The sequence below is a fragment of the Corynebacterium aquilae DSM 44791 genome (assembly GCF_001941445.1).
In the GTDB taxonomy this organism is placed as follows: domain Bacteria; phylum Actinomycetota; class Actinomycetes; order Mycobacteriales; family Mycobacteriaceae; genus Corynebacterium; species Corynebacterium aquilae.
Map to the genome: position 1 here is coordinate 1,578,597 of NZ_CP009245.1, position 19,137 is coordinate 1,597,733.

General features: G+C 60.6%; 18 protein-coding genes. 5 read left to right on the forward strand and 13 right to left on the reverse strand.

The features are described 5' to 3' along the window. Positions 1–4: 4 nt before the first annotated feature. The 10 genes from CAQU_RS06630 to mihF form a co-directional block, all read right to left on the reverse strand. The gene (locus CAQU_RS06630; RefSeq protein ID WP_245797221.1) at positions 5–1,342 is read right to left on the reverse strand and encodes an RsmB/NOP family class I SAM-dependent RNA methyltransferase; all 1,338 of its coding nucleotides are present in this window, start codon (positions 1,340–1,342) and stop codon (positions 5–7) included. Further along, positions 1,270–1,605, reverse strand: coding sequence for a hypothetical protein (locus CAQU_RS13095; protein WP_245797222.1), 336 nt, complete (start codon positions 1,603–1,605; stop codon positions 1,270–1,272). The genes CAQU_RS06630 and CAQU_RS13095 overlap by 73 nt, the downstream gene beginning before the upstream one ends. A 3-nt stretch (positions 1,606–1,608) precedes the next feature. Beyond that, positions 1,609–2,586 carry a methionyl-tRNA formyltransferase gene (gene fmt / locus CAQU_RS06635; protein ID WP_075726302.1) on the reverse strand — a complete coding sequence of 326 codons (978 nt, stop codon included), beginning with the start codon at positions 2,584–2,586 and terminating at the stop codon, positions 1,609–1,611. A 57-nt stretch (positions 2,587–2,643) separates the two neighbouring features. Then, positions 2,644–3,168: a peptide deformylase gene (gene def / locus CAQU_RS06640; RefSeq protein ID WP_075726304.1), complete on the reverse strand. Its 525-nt coding sequence runs from the start codon at positions 3,166–3,168 to the stop codon at positions 2,644–2,646. A gap of 133 nt (positions 3,169–3,301) precedes the next feature. Further along, entirely contained in the window at positions 3,302–5,374 is a 2,073-nt protein-coding gene (locus tag CAQU_RS06645; RefSeq protein WP_075726306.1) for a primosomal protein N', read from the reverse strand. 140 nt (positions 5,375–5,514) lie between these two features. Then, complete coding sequence (gene metK, locus CAQU_RS06650) at positions 5,515–6,744, reverse strand: methionine adenosyltransferase (protein ID WP_075726308.1); 1,230 nt, start codon at positions 6,742–6,744, stop codon at positions 5,515–5,517. 283 nt (positions 6,745–7,027) lie between these two features. After that, a complete protein-coding gene (coaBC, locus tag CAQU_RS06655) occupies positions 7,028–8,293 on the reverse strand; it encodes a bifunctional phosphopantothenoylcysteine decarboxylase/phosphopantothenate--cysteine ligase CoaBC (protein WP_075726310.1) in 1,266 nt (421 codons plus the stop codon). A gap of 247 nt (positions 8,294–8,540) precedes the next feature. Next, positions 8,541–8,801 (reverse strand): DNA-directed RNA polymerase subunit omega, encoded by a 261-nt coding sequence (gene rpoZ, locus CAQU_RS06660; RefSeq protein ID WP_245797329.1) that lies wholly within the window; start codon positions 8,799–8,801, stop codon positions 8,541–8,543. A 160-nt stretch (positions 8,802–8,961) separates the two neighbouring features. Further along, a complete protein-coding gene (gene gmk / locus CAQU_RS06665; protein WP_075726312.1) occupies positions 8,962–9,537 on the reverse strand; it encodes a guanylate kinase in 576 nt (191 codons plus the stop codon). 2 nt (positions 9,538–9,539) lie between these two features. Further along, the gene (gene mihF, locus CAQU_RS06670) at positions 9,540–9,866 is read right to left on the reverse strand and encodes an integration host factor, actinobacterial type (protein ID WP_075726314.1); all 327 of its coding nucleotides are present in this window, start codon (positions 9,864–9,866) and stop codon (positions 9,540–9,542) included. Between the two features lie 599 nt (positions 9,867–10,465). Here mihF and CAQU_RS06675 point away from each other — a divergent pair. From CAQU_RS06675 to CAQU_RS06695, 5 genes are all read left to right on the forward strand, one after another. Next, the gene (locus tag CAQU_RS06675) at positions 10,466–11,374 is read left to right on the forward strand and encodes an AEC family transporter (RefSeq protein WP_075726316.1); all 909 of its coding nucleotides are present in this window, start codon (positions 10,466–10,468) and stop codon (positions 11,372–11,374) included. Between the two features lie 83 nt (positions 11,375–11,457). Next, the gene (locus CAQU_RS06680; RefSeq protein WP_075726318.1) at positions 11,458–11,829 is read left to right on the forward strand and encodes a PH domain-containing protein; all 372 of its coding nucleotides are present in this window, start codon (positions 11,458–11,460) and stop codon (positions 11,827–11,829) included. A gap of 100 nt (positions 11,830–11,929) precedes the next feature. Next, positions 11,930–12,439, forward strand: a complete 510-nt coding sequence (locus tag CAQU_RS06685) for an ArsR/SmtB family transcription factor (protein WP_211276109.1) — start codon at positions 11,930–11,932, stop codon at positions 12,437–12,439. After that, positions 12,436–13,434: a serine hydrolase domain-containing protein gene (locus tag CAQU_RS06690; RefSeq protein WP_075726322.1), complete on the forward strand. Its 999-nt coding sequence runs from the start codon at positions 12,436–12,438 to the stop codon at positions 13,432–13,434. Before CAQU_RS06685 ends, CAQU_RS06690 begins: the two co-directional genes overlap by 4 nt. Before the next feature lie 4 nt (positions 13,435–13,438). Further along, positions 13,439–13,702: a hypothetical protein gene (locus CAQU_RS06695; RefSeq protein ID WP_075726324.1), complete on the forward strand. Its 264-nt coding sequence runs from the start codon at positions 13,439–13,441 to the stop codon at positions 13,700–13,702. 76 nt (positions 13,703–13,778) lie between these two features. Here CAQU_RS06695 and pyrF read toward each other — a convergent pair whose 3' ends face one another. From pyrF to carA, 3 genes are read right to left on the reverse strand one after another with little or no spacing between them, the layout of a single operon-like run. Further along, positions 13,779–14,621 (reverse strand): orotidine-5'-phosphate decarboxylase, encoded by an 843-nt coding sequence (gene pyrF, locus CAQU_RS06700; RefSeq protein WP_075726326.1) that lies wholly within the window; start codon positions 14,619–14,621, stop codon positions 13,779–13,781. Next, on the reverse strand, positions 14,621–18,004 hold the full coding sequence (gene carB, locus CAQU_RS06705) for a carbamoyl-phosphate synthase large subunit (RefSeq protein WP_075726328.1): 3,384 nt from the start codon (positions 18,002–18,004) through the stop codon (positions 14,621–14,623). Before carB ends, pyrF begins: the two co-directional genes overlap by 1 nt. Then, a complete protein-coding gene (carA, locus tag CAQU_RS06710; protein WP_075726330.1) occupies positions 18,005–19,135 on the reverse strand; it encodes a glutamine-hydrolyzing carbamoyl-phosphate synthase small subunit in 1,131 nt (376 codons plus the stop codon). Positions 19,136–19,137: the final 2 nt, after the last annotated feature.

Genomic DNA, 19,137 nt, shown 5'->3' on the forward strand with positions numbered 1-19,137 from the left:
GCTGCTAAGCCTGCGCCTTGTTCGGGTCTACGACCCTCAGCACAGAAAAGAACATGGCATCAGTGCCGTGCCTGTGCGGCCAAAGCTGGACGGAGGGGTAGTCGCCGAGATCTTGCGCACCGCACGCGAAATCGTGGGCATTGAGCTCCTCCACCGAGCCACTAGCAAGCACCTTTTCCACCACTTCGCGCGTTTCGCGCAGATCCGGCGAACAGGTCGAATAGACGACGACACCGCCCGGGCGCGCCAAAGCAATTCCGGAACGCAGCAATTGTTCCTGCAACACCACCAGTTCAGCGATATCTGCTTCCTGCTTGCGCCAACGCGCCTCCGGCCTGCGGCGCAGCGCTCCCAGGCCCGAGCACGGAGCGTCCACGAGCACACGGTCAACTCCCGGTTCAATGCCACTGTCGCGGCCGTCGGCCACGCGCACCGTCACGGGAAGACCTGCACAGGCCTTTTCCACTAGCTGGGCGCGGTGCTTTTGCAGCTCGACTGCGTCCACATGAGCACCATCGACAGCTGCCAGCGCACCAATCAGGGCGCTCTTGCCTCCCGGGCCGGCACACAGGTCGACCCAGCGGCCGGAATCTGTCCCCTCGACGGGGGCTTCAACCAGCGCCCGGCCGATCAGCTGCGAGCCTTCGTCCTGCACGTGAGCCATCTTTTGCGCGACTGCTTCGACATCACCCGGGTCACCACCGGGCAGGATCACCGCGTACGGAGAGAACTCGCCAATCTCACCGCCGGTCATCGCGGCGAGTTCTTCCGCGCTCATTTCGCCGGGCCGGGCTGCCAAGTGGACCACGGGGCGCACGGAATCGCCCTCGAGAGCGTCCGGCAAGTCCACCATGCCCAGCACCCGGGCAAAGGATGCAGCGATCCATTCTGGGTGCGCATGATCAAACGCAATTCCCGCGAGTTCTCCGCTCGGGCGGGCTTTAACTCGCAGGGATTCTCCGGCACGCGAGCAACTGCGCAGAATGCCATTGGTGAAGCCGGCAGCGCGATCTTGACCGCTACCCTTGACCAAATTCACGCTGGCGTCCACGCAGGCATAGTCATCAACGCGAGTAAACAGCATCTGATACAACCCCAGGCGCAACGCCACCAGTACCTCGACGGCCAGTGTTTCAACCGGACGACTGGAGACCACGTCGAGCATCCGATCTAGGCTTCCCTGCTGGCGCAGCGTGCCGTAACACAACTCCGTGGCAAAAGCCGCGTCACGACCCGACAAGCCGGCATCTCTGAGCGCCCCCGGCAACACTAGGTTGGCGTATGCACCATCGCGTTCGACCTGGCACAGTACGTCGAAAACGACACTGCGGGCAACATCCACACCACGGTATGGGCGATATCCGGGCTTTCGTTCGGATCGTTTGCCGCCACGCTGACCGCGCGATTGGTTGCGGTCATCGCGACCACGGGTTTCCCGTGAACCGCGACGATCATCCCGCGAAGCCTCACTGCGCCGTTGCGGACGTTGACCGCGTGACGCATTCCCCTCGGACGCACGTTCGCCCGAACGCTTGAGACGGCCAGAAGGCTTCTCCCCTGAGGATTGTTGGTTGCCCGCACCACGGGCACGACTGCGAAAGCCACCACTCATTGAAGTCTCCTGTACGGATAGTCTCGACCATCGATCTGAATCAGCTCTTCACCTGGCTGCTGGCTTCGGCCCCAGTCCGCCGCAGGCACAAACTTTTTGCCGGGAACTTGGATCGTGGATAGCACCACGGGGGTCGTACCCGTCCCCACTAGCACCTGCTTTTTCTGCAGGACCATGAGGCCCGGGTCCAACACGACATCCAATTCGCCCCCATATTCGGTCACAGGCCCCAACTTGATGCGCTGGTCACCCATTTCACACCAGGCGCCGGGAGCTGGAGTAACGGCACGAATATGACAGGACACGTCGTGGGCGCAGCGAGTGAAGTCGATGCGGGCATCGTCGGTGGTGATCTTATGCGCATAAGACGCCTCACCCACCTGCTCCTTCAGCGTGATGTCACCACGCTCAAGGGCGCTAAAGGTGTCCACCATCAACTGCCCACCTTCCTCGGCCAACCGCGAAAGAAGAGTCTCAGTGGTGTCGTCATCATCGATGGTTGTGGTCATCGTGGACAACACCGGACCAGTATCCAGGCCTTCGTCGATGCGGAACACCGTCGCACCGGTTTCCTTCTGGCCGGCTGCAATAGCCGCCTGTACAGGTGCGGCACCGCGCCACTGCGGCAGCACAGAAAAATGCAGATTGACCCACCCGTGCTCCACGACATCCAGCAAGTCCTTGGGAACCAGCGCGCCGTAAGCGACGACCGGGATGCAATCCGGGGCGATCTCCGCCAAACGTTGACGCACAACTGCCCCGCCTTCATCCTCCGCTGTGAGCTTTGCGGCTTTTAACACCTCAATGCCGTGCTTTTCTGCCAGCTCTGCAACTGGTGAGGGGTGCAGGGTTCGACCACGCCCCTTGCGGGCATCGGGGCGAGTAATGACCGCCTCGACTGTGTGGTCAGAGTCAATAAGGTGAGCAAGAACTGCTGCCGCGGGTTCGGGGGTACCGGCAAAAACTAGGCGCATAAAAGACTTTCAAAACTAGTCAAGGGAAAAATTTGAAAAGAAACAGTGTTTAGAGGTTTAGACGGATTCAACACCATCGATAAACCACTGGGTATTCCGCATTTCTTTCATCGCAGCTTTTCGGCGCTCCGGGGTCAAACGCTTGAAGAACAACACGCCGTCAAGGTGGTCGGTTTCGTGCTGCACGCAGCGCGCCAGCAAGCCTTCCGCATCAAACTCCACCGGATTTCCCTCGCAGTCGACACCTGTGACGGTGACTTCCGCATAACGCTCGACATCGGCGTGAATATCGGGGATCGACAGGCATCCCTCTTCTTTCAGCACGGTGTCGTCTCCCTTGGGCTTCCACACGGGATTGATGACGTGTCCGCGTGCCCCAGGGGTTTCGTGGCTGCAGTCGTAAACAAAGATGCGCTTCAACAAACCAATTTGGTTTGCTGCCAGGCCCACACCGCCATGCACATCCATCGTTTCAAGCATGTCTTCGACGAGCTGCTTGAGAGAATCATCGAACTCGGTGATTTCTTCGGCTTCGCTCTTGAGCACCGGATCGCCAAACAGTCGGACGGGACGTACAGCCATGGAACGCTAGATCTCTTTCTCACAGGGCAGGGTGGAACGCGGACACGGGGTGGACCGCTGGTGCCCGAGGGCAACCGAATGAACAGTGACCAGGCTACCGCCTGGATTGGGCAAAACGCTAAGCCAAGCCCGTTTAGCCGAATTGGATGGGGTTGACTTGCAGCCGTATGGGCAGTTCGTCTTTCTGCGCGGCGCGTTGCGACATTGCGTGCTTGAGGGCACGTGCGAGGGCGGCGCGTTGGGAGATGGGAGCTCGCACGAGCAGTCGTTGGGCGGGACCAAAGCGCTTCTCGTCGTACTCGCCTGGGAGTTTCACACCCAGTGGCAGATCTGTCGGGCCGAGGTACACACTCCCGGGAGGAAGTTCGATGAGTTGCTGGATAGCATCCAGGCTGCGACCAGGGCCGTCGATGGCAGCCATCGACACGCTTGGCGGTAGTTCAGTATCGCGGCGGGTTGCTAGTTCCGCTGCCGCAGCGCCGGCAGCGTCGAAGCGAATGAGTCGCTGCACGACAGGCAGCGCCGGATCAGCCATGATGACGACTTGCCCACCGTGATCGTGCGGAGCGACGAGAGCTGCAGCATCCAGCCAACGCTTCAGGGCACGCTCTGTTGCCCGCAGATCTTGAAGCATCAGCAAGGCCCAGGTGTCGAGAAAGACAGCAGCGCCGTAGGATGCGTACGCGGCATCAGGTGAATCGGTGTCTTTGTCCGGCACTGCCACCCGGGGTTCGGCTCCCGGGGTGGAGATCACTAGCGCCGCTTTAGCTGGTACTTCGTCGAGCACTCGGGATCCGCCACTGCTAAGAACCGGTATCTGCGGGAAAGCTCGTCCCAGTTCTTCTGCGGTGCGTGCCGCACCAGTGACGTGTGCGCGCAGCCCGGATTGTCCGCACTCGTTGCACACATAATGGCCGTCGGGGCGACCACACCACCGACATTCCGGGAGCGCATAGTCTTGCCCGCCTGGGCCCGCTGAACCCGACGGGATCGCCAAGGGGCCATGGCAGTGGCGACACCGCGCCGGGGTTCGGCAGTGGCCGCACTGCAAACTTGGCATGTATCCCGTGCGGGGAACCTGCACGAGAACTGGCCGATCGTCGGCAAGCGCTTTGCGCATGGCGTCGAAGGCTTGGCGGGGGATGCGCGCTACCCGCGCGAGGGGATCGCGCGCCATTTCAAAGTCGTTATCACCGCTGGCGCGGATCAGTGGCATGCGGGAGCGCAGGACTTCTCTGGGGGCGACCAGTTCGTGTGCCCATCCCGTTTCCACTAGCAGCTGTGCTTCTGCGGTGCGCGCGAATCCACCAATGATGAAGGCACATCCGGTGTGCGCGCTGCGGGTTGCCAGGACTTCTCGGGCATGGGGGTAGGGAGAAAGCCGGTCGACGAGGTTGTCGTTGCCATCGTCGAGCAGAACACACAGCCGAAGATTGTGCACTGGCGCAAACATGGCGGAACGCGTGCCGACGACAAGTCTTCCCTGACCATGGAGAATGGAAAGGAATCGACGGTAGCGGGCCTGGGGGCCTAAAGAAGCGGACAGTTCCGTGATCTGTTTCGCGCCTACGTGGCTCTTGAGTTCTTTTACCGTTCGATCCAAGGTTTTTTGGTCGGGAACGACGATGAGCACTCCCCCGCCACCGGCAGCAACTTTGGTGGCAAGTGCTGCTAGTGCTTGCATGTGGCTGTCGTGGGGAATCCACTGCCAGACGGCACGCGCGGGCTGCCCAGCCAGTACAGCGTCCACGAAGGATTCGCCGTACCGGTAGGTCAACCAGTCTGAAAGGTCGGGCTCGGTGACACTACCCAGTTCTTCCCATGCGGTTGTAGTGTCGGAGCTTTCGGCACCGGCGTGTCGTGGCGGTATGGCCAGTCGAATGACGTCGCTGCGGGTGCCGGCGTAGCGTTCGGCGACGGCTTCGACGAGCCTTAGAGAGTCTGGGGGTAGAACGACTTCCGGTGAGATGACCTTTTCGATCCAGGCCAGTTTGCCGTCGTACTCGGCCTCGGCGGATCGGGAGAGGATGATGCCATCGACGCGACGCCCGTGGAAGAAGATCCTGACTTTCACGCCAGGCTGCGCGATGTCGTGTTGTTCTTCTTTGACGTGGTAGTCAAACGCCCGGTCCAGGTGCGCCAGCGGCAGCAGCGGAAGCACTTGGGCAACCGGCAAATGTGGCGCGGGGATTCGGGAGGTTGGCATGCGAATAACTCTAATGGTTGGGGCGCAATCGCGAGCAAAGGCCTGCAATTATTGATCTGCCAGCTGTTTTTGGGCGCGCATGCGCCAAGGGACGCCACTGGTCGTGGCGTCCCTTGGTGTTGGAGGTGCGGGCCGGCTATTTAGAGGCCGGCGGCTGCGCGCAGTTGCTCGGCGCGATCCGTGCGCTCCCACGGCACATCTAGGTCGGTGCGGCCGAAGTGGCCGTACGCGGCGGTCTGTGCGTAGATCGGGCGCAGCAGGTCGAGCTCGCGGATGATGCTGGCGGGGCGCAGGTCGAAGACCTTTTCCACAGCCTGCTGGATGTCGGAGTCTTTCAGTCCGTTTTTCGCGGTGCCGAAGGTCTCAACGTACAGGCCGACGGGGTTGGCGCGGCCAATGGCGTAGGCGACCTGAACCTCAGCGCGGTCAGCAAGGCCTGCAGCCACGATGTTTTTGGCAACCCAGCGCATTGCGTAGGCGCCGGAACGGTCAACCTTGCTGGGATCCTTGCCGGAGAAAGCACCACCGCCGTGGCGGGCCATGCCGCCATAGGTGTCGACGATGATCTTGCGGCCGGTCAGTCCTGCATCCCCCATGGGGCCACCCAGGATGAAGCTTCCGGAGGGGTTGACGAACAGCTGCAGTTCGTCGTCGACGAGGTGCTGTACGCCAGCCTGCTCGAGAACATAGTCGACAACCTGGGTGCGGATCTGATCCTTGAGCCGCTCCTGGGTTACTTCACGGTCGTGCTGGGTCGACACGACGATGGTGTCGATGCGCACGGGGCGGTTCTGGTCGTCGTAGGCGATGGTGACCTGGGTTTTGCCGTCGGGCCGCAGGTTGCTCACGATGTCGTTTTTGCGGACGTCGGTCAGTCGGCGGGCCAGCTGGTGCGCGATGGAGATCGGCAGCGGCATGTATTCCGGGGTTTCGTTGGTGGCGTAGCCGAACATCAGGCCCTGGTCGCCGGCACCAATCTGGCCGTCGGCCTGCTCGTCGGTGTGATCGGCTTTGTCGGTGGGGGTGGAAACACCGGCACCGATTTCGCCCGACTGCTCGCCAATGGCGACGGAAACGCCGCAGGAGTTGCCGTCGAATCCAACATCGGAACTGGTGAATCCGATGTCGCACAGTTTGTTACGCACCAGGCGGGGAATTTCGACGTAGCCGCTGGTCTTTACTTCGCCGACGACCTGTACCAGACCGGTGGTGACGACGGTTTCTACTGCGACGCGGGCGTTGGGGTCCTGGGCAAGCATGGCGTCCAGGATGGTGTCGGAGATGGCGTCGCAAATTTTGTCCGGGTGGCCTTCAGTGACGGACTCACTGGTAAACAGGCGGAGATTCTGGGAGTTGTTACCCACGTGCATGTTCCAATCGAAAAGAAAGAAGTTGAGTGTGTGACGGGCGCCGGCGTTCGGGAACGTGTGCGTAATGCGCTGTACGGGGCGTGTGCCGTCGTGGAGGTTTTCTGGCCGATGCACCGAGCATTGTCGACTGAATGTCTGGCTCACACAGGACATGGGGGCATACGGCAGCTACACAAAGCAAATATAGACTAAGCGGTCTAGCTAGTCAATTCCCTTGTGACTAATTGCTGGCCACGCCTCTGCCCAAAAGGCCTTTTATCTGGCCTTTTCTTTGGGCAAGCTGTTAGTTTTGGGCTGCGCGGTGCGCGACGACCGCGTCCAGGATTTGGGAAGCTACCTGATATTTTGTGCCTGCCGGAACTAGTTGTTCTGCACCGCGAGAGTCCAGCAGCCACCCCTGGTTGGTGGCTTGTCCGAAGACTTTTCCTTCCCCAACTTCGTTGACCATGAGGATGTCGCAGCCTTTTTTGGCTAGTTTGATCCGCCCGTAGTCGGCGGCGGTTTTTTGGGTGTCGCCGGTTTCTGCGGCGAAGCCGACGATGGTGGTGTCGGCGGGGATGGCGCCTTGGTGGCGTGTGGCGACAACTCCGGCGAGAATGTCGGGGTTTTCGACGAGGTCGATGTGCGACAGCGCGTCGCTGGATTGGCCTTTTTTGAGTTTGGAGTTGGCTGCGTGGTGGGGTCGGAAGTCGGCTACTGCTGCGGCCATCACGATGATGTCGTTGCGTGGGGCTAGCTCGTTGATTTTTTCTTCGAGCTCAAGCGCGCTGGTGACGGGAATAACTTGCGCCCCGATTGGGGTGGGCATCTCGACGGTGGCGCCTTTGACAACGGTGACCCGGGCGCCGCGTTGGGCGGCGATTTCGGCCAGGGCGAAGCCTTGTTTTCCGGAGGAATGGTTGCCGATGAAACGTACCGGGTCGATAGCTTCGCGGGTGCCACCGGCAGAGATCACCACGTTGAGACCTTCCATGTCACGGGGCAGTGCTCCCGCCTGGCGAACGTATTCGGTGAGCGCAAAAATTTGTTCGGGATCCGGCAGCCGGCCGGGCCCGGTGTCTTTACCGGTGAGGCGACCGTGGGCCGGCTCGAGGACTGTCAGGCCGCGGCGTCGCAGAGTGGCCACGTTGTCCTGGGTGGCTGGGTTGTTCCACATTTCTGTGTGCATGGCGGGTGCGACCACGATTGGGCAGGTCGCGACGAGACAGGTCGCGGTCAGGAGGTCGTCTGCGCGCCCTGCCGCCAGGCGGGCGATGACGTCTGCGGTCGCTGGCGCGATCACGACCACATCAGCCTGCTGGCCGACGGCGACGTGGCGCACCTCGTCGACGGCATCAAACACGGTGGTTGATACGGGGTTTCCGGACAGCGCTTCGAAGGTGGCTTTGCCAACGAATTCCAGGGCTGCTGGGGTGGGGACCACGCGCACATCGTGCCCGGTTTCACCAAAAAGCCGCACGAGGTGGCACGCCTTGTAGGCGGCGATTCCGCCGGCGACGCCGACCACAACGCGAACGGGTGCGGGGACTTCAGGTGTGGATTGAGACATGTCGATGGTGATCCTTAAAAAACAGCAATCGTGAAACGGCCGCTGGCGCTGCGGTGGCGCGCAGGCTCATGGGCAATTGCCCCTACCCTACCCAACCGTTTGTCACAACATCTTCAGGTAGTGCACTTTGGTTCCTGTCGCCGGCGGGCTTGGCGGCGTGCGCTGGTGGATAAAAGCGCGCTGGGGACACAAAAAGGGCCTTACCGGCACGGTGTGTGCGGCAAGACCCATTGGGTGTCGGCCGTGTTTAGCCTTCCTGGTGCTCCAGGAGGCCGCGGTCGATCTCACGCAGTGCGATCGTCAGCGGCTTTTCTTCCTTAGTGTGGTTCACCAGGGGACCCACGTACTCGAAGACGCCTTCCTCCTGCTGCAGCTCGTAGCTGTTGATCTGGCGAGCACGCTTCGCAGCGAAAATCACCAGCGCGTACTTGGAAGACACGTGTTTCAGCAGATTGTCGATCGGCGGAGCGGTAATACCTACCGGCGGATCGAAGATCTCGTCGTTCACTGCCCGGTCGTGGGCGAGCTTCAGGTCAGTTGCAACGTCAGTCACGTCAACTCGTTTTCGTGGTTGTTTGAAAATGATTCGTTCAGCGCACCAGCTTAGCTGGTTAAAGCCACCACGCACCATCCTAAGAGACGGTGCGGTGGCTTCTAGTGCGCCTGGTCTAGACTTCGCCCATCAAAATGGCGCGAATCTGGCTCACTGCGTCATCGACGTTGTCGTTGACAACGATGTGGCGGAACTCGTCTTGTGCGGCGAGTTCACCTCGCGCAGTTTCCAGACGACGGTCGATGACATCCTGCGGCTCGGTTCCGCGACCGGTGAGGCGTTCAACGAGAACGTCCCAGGACGGCGGCGCCAGGAAAACGGTGTGTGCTTCTGGCTTGAGTGCAGCAATGGCGCGGGCGCCGATCAGGTCGACTTCAACCAGAACGGGTCGTCCCTGGCCCAGCGCATCTTCGACAGGCTGGGCTGGGGTGCCGGATCGCTGCAGACCGCCGTGGATGTCTGCCCATTCCAACATGCGACCTTGGTCGATGTTTTCCTGGAATTGCTCCGGGGTGACGTAGAAGTAGTCAACTCCGTCCTGTTCCCCGGGGCGGGGTGCGCGGGTGGTCATCGACACCGAGAAGTACATCTCGGGGATTTCCTCGCGCAGGCGATGAACCACCGTGGACTTACCAACGGCAGAGGGGCCGGCCAGAACGACCAGCTGTCCCTTGGGGTTATCGCCGGACATTTTTAGTCCTCGGAAGCGAAGCCGAAACGCTCCAGCAGGGCACGACGCTGACGCTCACCCAGGCCACGCAGGCGACGGGTCTGAGCAATCTCCAGCTCGTCCATGATTTCCTTAGCCTTGACCTTGCCGACCTTGGGCAGAGCCTCCAGCAGGGCAGAGACCTTGGTCTTGCCGATGATCTCGTCGCTCTGAGCCTTGTCCAGAACTTCCTTGAGGTTGGTGTTGCCGCGCTTGAGGTTCTCCTTCAGCTCAGCGCGTGCCTTGCGAGCCTCAGCGGCCTTCGCGAGGGCTTCCTTGCGCTGCTCGTCGGTCAACTTGGGAAGGGCCACGGGGTTTCCTCCATCTAAAAATTTTCGGATGTCCACACGCCACACATCCCGCGAGATACAGGGAGCAAGCAACGCATTGAAAGGCGTTGTAAAAAAGCTCCCGCACTAACGCTATGTGCGACCTGGACTTTTGTACATGTTTCACGGCCGTAACCTGCTAAATTTCAAGCATGTCGGCTGCGAAGCTTCAGCTAGTCTAGCACTGCACCGACAAAAACCAAGGTGAACCCCCCCAAGTACCTGGTGAAAGCCACTTCATCAACTCCCGGCGAAGAATCTATCCACGCAGGTCATGGCGGCTTTTCCAGGATTAAAGATTCTCACGACACGCGAGAAGATTTTCCGGGCACCTCTCCCCCACCACAGACACTCCTTGCCCGCACCGTTCACCCCAAGTGACCTGCACAAACATTCACTTCCACCACATGGGCACCATTCGGCACAACCGTGGCGTCGTCTGCAGACACAAAGAAGACAGCGAATGCCGGCTTTTATGCACTCCGACCCACGCCCCTGAAGGAAGCAACCCAGCGACTAGCTCAGCGCGACAACCAAGCGGCCACACCGACATAAAATGCCACCAGAGTAAAGTAATGCCAATGATTGGCGTTATTGAAGGTTTCAGCATCATCTTCGCAGTGATCGCGGTGGGCTACATCCTGTCACGCACGGGGATTATCGCCAATGACTCTCAGCGTCTTGTGCTTAACAAGGTGGCCTTTTACGCCGCCACGCCCGCCCTGCTGTTTAGCGTCGTCTCCCACTCCGCCCCCAACCACCTCTTCTCACCGGTCATCGGCGTTCAGGCACTCTCCGCGGCAATAACCGCCAGCATTTTCGCCGCGATATCTCTCCTCGTGTTTCGCACCGATAAAGAATCCACCGTGATGGGCGCCGCTGCGAGTTGCTATGTCAATTCCAATAACATCGGTCTTCCTGTCGGCATCTACGTTTTGGGCAACGCCGCCTATGTTCCCCCACTGCTGGTAGTCCAGCTCACCGTCTTTACCCCTATTATTTTGGCGCTCATTGCTCCCGGCTCCGTCGGTAGCGCACTGCGCCAGGCGCTATTGAGCCCCATCGTGGTGGCCAGCGCGGCGGGCGTCGCGGTAAGCCTAGGTGGAGTGCACCTCCCAGAGGTGATCGATGAGCCACTGAAGATTCTTGGCGGAGCCTCGATTCCCATGATCCTGATCAGCTTTGGCGCTTCCCTGCACGATGCGCGCCCTCTGCGGGATGCCACGGAAAGGGCAGCCGCACTAACTTCGACTGGTTTGAAGATCCTGGCGATGCCTGCAATTTCAGCCCTCCTGGCTCTCACCTTTGGCCTGCGTGGCGACGCCCTGTACGCCTGCGTCATTTTGGCAGCATTGCCCACCGCCCAAAACGTGTACAACTATGCCGCAACCTATCAAAAAGGAATGGTCGTCGCTCGCGATACCATCTTGCTTACGACCTTCATATCCCTCCCGGCCATGCTGGCGGTGGCCGTAATTTTTGGCAGGTAGCCCTTGCAAGTAGTGCAGTTTGGCCCTGAGAAACTTGGCATTTTTCCAGCGCACAAGCGCCCGTTCGGCCTAGATTACTGGGTATGGAAATGAAAGCAATCACAGAGTGGACCCTGCTCAGCGAGATCCCTATCCCCCAAGACGTCACCCAGCTTCTGGTTCAAGGCGAGGTCGCTTACGCAGCCTTTAAAACCTTTCGCGACAGCGCAATCTTTACGAACAAACGCCTCATCGTCAGGGACGCGCAAGGAATCACCGGCAAGAAGGTGGAGATCTACTCTCTGCCGTACAGCTCAATCAACATGTGGTCTACGGAAAACGCCGGCACCATGGACTTCAATGCCGAGGTCGAATTGTGGACCAGGGCCGGGCACATCAAAATCAAGCTCGGTCGGGGCGTCGATGTGAGACGCTTTGACCAGATGATTGCCCACGCCGTACTCATCGGCGGGTAGTTCACACTTTCATACACGCAACACCAGGAGCAGTCCTTGCTCCTGGTGTTTTTTCGCAAAAGCCCGTCAACAAGTTACGTATTTACGTATTCTTTGAAGCATGATGGCTTTTGACGACCTCGAATCACGACTCGCAGCACTCGAACGCCGAGTTCACGCCCTAGAACACCACCACCCCGCAGACCCCACGACTAACACCACAGAAGCCCCCAACACCACAGGCACCTTCTGGTTGTTGGACGGCATCGAAAAACACCACCAGCAAGACTCCGTCATCTACGGCGGCATCGACGGCACAATCCGCTGGCAAATGGGCGCCACCATCGACTCGCTAGAAGCAGCCGACTGGAGCCAGAACGCCGAAACCATTGCCGCCCTTGGGCACCCCGTCCGCCTCCAAGTACTCCACATGATCTCCCAAGGCATCACCACCGTCCGCGAACTCGCCGACAACAGCACCCTAGGAACCACCGGACAGATCTACCACCACATCAAACAACTCCGCGCCGCCGGATGGCTCACCGCCGGCGACAACCACAACTGGGTCATCCCCGCCGCCCGCAGAATCCCCCTCCTCGTCATCCTGTCGGCAACCAAGGATCCCTCATGAAAAACGCCAAATACGTTCTCTTTGTCCTCGCAGCGGTCATTCTCATCACCGGCATCATCAAACGCCCGCACACAGCAACGATGCCGGATCTCGAGGGGCTCAATGGCACACGTGGCGCCATCGTTCACATCAAACCGGGTACACAACCGAACATTCGTTCCATCGAAGACGATTCTTGCGGCCAACTCTACGAGGTGGGGTCCTTAAGCAAAGCCATGACTGGCCTTGTCCTGGCGGATGCCATCGACAAGGGTGAACTCAGCTTGGACACGCCGCTACCCAGCCGCCCGGAAATCACAGTCAAAGATCTCGTCACACACACCTCAGGGTTGCCCCGGCTGAGCAACAAACCAACAGCCATCTTTAGCTCACTCATCAACGCAACACTGGGACGCAATCCCTACGCTTTCGACGAAGGCTCACTTTCCCACCACATCAACGAAGCGACACTAGGAGACCGCACTTACGAGTACTCAAATCTGGGCGCGGCTGCCACCTACGAACTCTTCCCCAAGTATCTCGGAGGCGATTACGCGACGGTGATGAAAAAACGCCTGTTTGAGCCATTGGGAATGAACAACACGGAGGTCCAGACTGCTGATTCGAAGGTCTGCACTGGCCAAAACGAGGCCGGAGTCAGCCAACAGCGATGGACCATGACTGAATACGCACCAGCCGGAGGCATCGTCTCCACCCCGCAAGATTTAGCTCTCCTCGCCCAAGCACTCGCCACTAACTCTGCCCCTGGTCAATCTGCGCTTGAGCCTCTGACAAAACGATCTGAGAACTCCTCGGCCGGTGTGTTTTGGGTCATCGACTCCCCCACCGACACCAACCCGAACACTCCCCCAATCACCTGGCATAACGGTGCGACCGGAGGCTACGGCAGCTTTCTGGGACTCAACCCCGACACTGGCGAAGCCGTCGTGGTCGTCAGCAACACCCCAGGAAATCAAACCGCCATCGGCAAGAAGCTGTTAGGAAAGGAAGCCTAGAACCATGTTCGTCCCCCTCATCCTGGCAGCGCTGTGCGCAGAATCTTTCTACACCATCAACAAACTGTGGCGAGCTGACAAACAACCACTCACCATCCGAAGCGGGTTATCGATACTGCTCAGCATCTTCGTCCTAATCGTCATGCGCCCCGCTGCCACCACTCAACTTGCACAGTGGCTTTGGCTGCTCTACCTCCTGGCCATCGCAGCCCACATTGTGACAATCGCTCTGCGCTCCACCTCAACTTCCCACATAACACGCGACTAAAACACCAAGCGGCCCTCACCTCTTTTCTGTAAAAAGGTGAGGGCCGCTGGCACGTTTTTAGGTCATCATCGCCGCGTTAGCGCACCGGGAAATCCGCTGCTGCATCGATAACCGCTTGACGCAAAGCCTCAACGTCTGGCCCGTGAGACAACACAGACCGCGACACATTTGGGAACGCAAGGTGTGCGCACTCGCCGCTGATCCGGTCGACATCGGCGGGGCTTCCGCCCTGGGCGCCCACGCCCGGCATCAAGATCGGACCATTCAGAGCATCCATGACTGGTGGCTGAGACAGCGTAGCGCCCACAACAACACCCATGTTTCCTGCACGGCCGGCCGCTGCGTGAGCGGCGTTAGTCTCGGCTGCGAGGTCAATGATCTGCTGCGACACCGTCACACCCTGAGCATCCACGTTGTCTTGGACCTGCCGGCCCTCCGGATTCGAGGTCGCGGCCAACACGAAGATGCCACGTCCCGTTGCCTCTGCCAGCTCGATCGCAGGGTCGAGGCTGTGGTAGCCCAAAAACGGCGACAAGGTCACAGCATCACTGCACAGCGGGCTGGAATCATCCAGCCACGCGGTGGCATAGCCAGCCATAGTCGAGCCGATATCGCCGCGCTTGGCATCAGCAACCACCAGGGCGCCAGCTGCACGCAGCTCACCGATCGTTTCTTCCAGGACAGCCAGGCCCTGCGAACCGAAAGCCTCAAAGAAAGCAACCTGGGGTTTCACCAAAGCCGCCGAATCCTTAAATGCTTCGACACAGATGCGGGAAAACTCAGCGACACCACGAACATCAACGCTTAAGCCCCACTTCTCCAGCAGGCTCGCGTGCGGATCGATGCCGACACACAGACGGCCACCGCGTTGCCGGGATGCCTCCAGCAAGCGATCGCCAAAGGTCTGCGGGTGAGTCATTACTGCTGCACCTTCTCTTCGGGAGCGCCGTCACCGGAGTGATCGATTTCCTGCAGGGCGCGAACCGTCAGGTCGCCAGCACGCAGTGCCTCGATACCCTGCACGGCCGCGGTAACACCTTGCACGGTGGTCACCAGGGTGACGCCCACGTTGACGGCAGCTGCACGAATGTCATAGCCATCGTGGCGAGCACCGGAAGAACCTGCCGGGGTATTCAGGATCAGGTCGATTTCGCCGGCCTTGATGATGTCCACAATGGAGCGAGCATTCGGGTCGATGCCCTTTTCTTCCGCCTGCTTCACATCGGACTGCTTCAACACGGTCTCACAGTCGACACCATTGCGACGCAGCATCTTCGCGGTGCCGGCGGTCGCCATCATCTTGAAGCCCATGGCGGCCAGACGCTGAATCGGGAAAATCAGGGTGCGCTTGTCACGGTTGGCGACGGAGACGAAGACCGTGCCTTCGGTCGGCAATGCGCCGTAGGCACCAGACTCGGCCTTGGCGTAGGCAGCGCCGAAGTTGTCGGCGAGCCCCATGACCTCACCGGTGGACTTCATTTCCGGAGACAGCAAGGTATCCAGCATCTGGCCCTCGGTGGTGCGGAAACGGTTGAACGGAAGAACAGCTTCCTTCACCGCGATCGGGGCATCCAACGGCAGAGATCCACCGTCGTGATCGGTCGGGATCATGCCTTCGTTCTGCAACTGCTCGATGGTTGCACCCATCATGATGCGGGAAGCAGCCTTAGCCAACGGAACACCGGTGGCCTTGGAGACGAACGGTACGGTGCGGGATGCGCGGGGGTTAGCCTCAATGACGTAGAGGATGTCGTCCTTCAGTGCGAACTGAACGTTCATCAGGCCCTTAACGCCAATGCCGTGGGCCAGCGCCTCGGTGGAGCGACGAACGTTGTTGATGTCTTCTTCACCAAGTGTCATCGGAGGCAGTGCACAGGCGGAGTCACCGGAGTGAATACCGGCTTCCTCGATGTGCTCCATCACGCCGGCCAGGTACACGTTTTCGCCATCGCAGAGAGCATCGACGTCGATCTCGATTGCGTTGTCCAGGAAGCGGTCAACCAGAACCGGGTGATCGCTGGTGATCTCGGTCGCGCGCTGGATGTAGTCCTTCAGAGCAGACTCGTCATAAACGATTTCCATGCCACGGCCGCCCAGCACGTAGGAGGGGCGCACCAGCACCGGGTAGCCGATGGACTCAGCAACCGCGCGCGCCTCATCGAAAGAGGTAGCGGTGCCAAAGGCGGGTGCCGGAAGTTCGGCGGTACGCAGCACCTCGCCGAACTCGCCGCGGTCTTCGGCCAGGTTAATGGCCTCGGGCGAGGTACCCACCACCGGCACACCAGCGTTGCGCAGCTGATCAGCCAGGCCCAGCGGGGTTTGACCACCGAGCTGAACAATAACGCCTGCGACGGTGCCGGACTGGCTTTCCGCGTGGTAGACCTCCATGACGTCTTCGAAGGTCAGCGGCTCGAAGTAGAGACGGTCAGCGGTGTCGTAGTCGGTGGAGACAGTCTCCGGGTTGCAGTTGACCATCACGGTCTCATAGCCAACGCGGGACAGTTCGAGGGCAGCGTGAACGCAGGAGTAGTCGAACTCGATGCCCTGACCAATACGGTTCGGGCCAGAACCGAGGATGATGACCTTCTCGCGCTCGGTTTGCGGCGCAACCTCGGACTCAGCCGCGGGATCCAGCTCATAGGCCGAGTAGTGGTAGGGAGTTTTCGCCTCAAACTCCGCAGCACAGGTGTCCACGGTTTTGAAGACCGGGCGAATGCCCAGGGACCAGCGCAAGCGACGCACGCCGTCCTCACCGGCGAACTCGGGGCGCAGTGCAGCGATCTGCTTGTCGGAAAGCCCAAAGACCTTGGCGCGACGCAGCAGGTCCTGGTCGAGGACCGGGGCAGCAACCAGTTCTTCGCGGAAGTCCACCAGGGCCTGAAGTTCCGCCAGGAACCAGGGGTCGATGCCGGAAGCTTCGTACACCTCGTCAATGGTGGCGCCCAGACGCAGAGCAAGCTCCGCGTCGTAGAGGCGTCCCTCGGTGGGGCGCTTGAGGTCCTCCAGCACAGCGGCCTTGTCGGTGGCGCGCTCGCCAGCGAAGGTCTCGTCCGGGACGGTCCAGAAGCCGGCCTGCTTGTTCTCCAAAGAACGCATGACTTTGCCAAGGGCAGCGATGTAGTTGCGACCCAGGGCCATGGCTTCGCCGACGGACTTCATGGTGGTGGTCAGGGTGTCGTCCGCACCGACGAACTTTTCGAAAGCAAAGCGAGGAGCCTTGACCACGACGTAGTCCAGGGTCGGCTCGAAGGCAGCGGGGGTGACACCGGTGATGTCGTTGGTGATCTCATCCAGGGTGTAGCCGATGGCGAGCTTCGCAGCAATCTTCGCGATCGGGAAGCCGGTGGCCTTCGATGCGAGTGCGGAGGAACGAGACACACGGGGGTTCATCTCGATGGTGATCAGGCGACCGTCGCGGGGGTTGATGGCGAACTGGATGTTGCAGCCGCCGGTGTCCACGCCGACCTCGCGGAGGATGGCGATGCCCTGGTTACGCATGATCTGGAACTCGCGGTCGGTCAGCGTCATGGAGGGGGCAACGGTGACGGAGTCACCGGTGTGGACGCCGAGTGCGTCAACGTTTTCGATGGAGCAGACCACCACGCAGTTGTCGTTGGCATCGCGCATGAGCTCCAGCTCGTATTCTTTCCAACCGAGGATGGATTCCTCGATCAGCACGTTAGCCTCCGGCGATGCGGCCAGGCCGCCACCGGCGATGCGCTCGAGGTCCTCGTCTGTGAACGCCAGGCCGGAGCCAAGACCGCCCATGGTGAACGAGGGACGAACCACGACCGGCAGGCCGAGTTCCTTGACTGTTTCGCGGACTTCGTCCATGTTGTGGCACACGCGGGAACGTGCGGATTCGCCACCAATCTTCGCGACGATGTCCTTGAACTTCTGGCGGTCTTCGCCGCGTTCAATGGCGTCGATGTCGGCACCGATGAGTTCAACGCCGTACTTCTTGAGGCTGCCGCGGCGATCCAGGGCGATGGCCGCGTTGAGAGCGGTCTGGCCACCCAGGGTCGCCAGGACGGCATCGATGGGGTGGCCCTGCTCGATTTCGCGTTCGAAGATCTTCTCGATGAACTCGGGCTGGATGGGTTCCACGTAGGTGTGGTCGGCGAACTCCGGGTCCGTCATGATGGTGGCGGGGTTGGAGTTAATCAGGGTGACGCGCAGCCCCTCCTCCTTGAGCACGCGGCACGCCTGGGTGCCGGAGTAGTCGAACTCGCAGGCCTGGCCGATGACGATCGGGCCGGAGCCGATGACCAGGACGTGATTGATGTCTGAGCGCTTCGGCATTTACTTTGCACCTTCCAGGAGAGCGATGAACTGGTCGAACAGGGGGTTGGCGTCGTGGGGGCCGGCGGCGGCCTCCGGGTGGTACTGGACGCTGTAGGCGCGACCGGATTCGAGGGCTACGCCTTCGACCACGCCGTCGTTGAGACAGGTGTGGGTGACGATGGCGGGGCCGAAATCAGTGTCAAACGGCTTACCCGGTTCACCCTTGAGGGCAAAGCCGTGGTTCTGGGCGGTGATGTCAATCTTGCCGGTGAGGTGGTTTTTCACCGGCACGTTGATGCCACGGTGGCCGAATTTCAGCTTGTAGGTTTCCATGCCCAGGGCGCGGCCAAGGATCTGGTTGCCGAAGCAGATACCGAAGAACGGGATGTCGGCTTTGAGCACATCGCGCACCACGGCCACCATGTCGTCGGCGGTGGCGGGGTCACCGGGTCCGTTGGAGACAAACACGCCGTCCGGGTTGTATTCCTTGATCTTGTCGAAGGGGGTGCCGGAGGGCACAACGACGGTGCGGATGCCGCGGGCAGCGAAGTTGCGCGGGGTGTTGGTCTTGATGCCCATGTCGTAGGCGACGACCGTGAAGCGGTGCTCGCCTTCGGGTTCGACGATGTATGCCTCGTCGGCGGAGACATCGCCGGCCAGGTCAGCGCCGGCCATTTCGGGCTGGGAGCGCACGATCTCGACGAGTTCTTCGTCGCTGCGCTCAGCATCGTCGCCGGAGAAAATACCGGCGGAGATGGAACCTTCGGTGCGCAGGCGGCGGGTCAGGGCGCGGGTGTCGACGCCCTTGATGCCGATGATGTTTTGGGCCTGCATTTCTTCTTCGAGGGTGCGGGCTGCGCGCCAGTTGGATACGCGGTGCGCGAGGTCCCGGATGACCAGGCCGGCGACCCAGATGTGGTCGCCGCGGGATTCGCCGTCTTCGTCGTTCCAGCCGGTGTTGCCGATTTGCGGTGCGGTGCACACGACAATTTGGCGGTGGTAGGACGGGTCGGTCATGGTTTCCTGGTAGCCGGTCATGCCGGTGGTAAAGACTGCTTCACCCAGGGTGGTGCCGGTGGCGCCGAAGCCGGTGCCGCGGAAAACTTCGCCGCTGGCGAGCACGAGCTTGGCGGGGTTGGGGGTGGTCACAA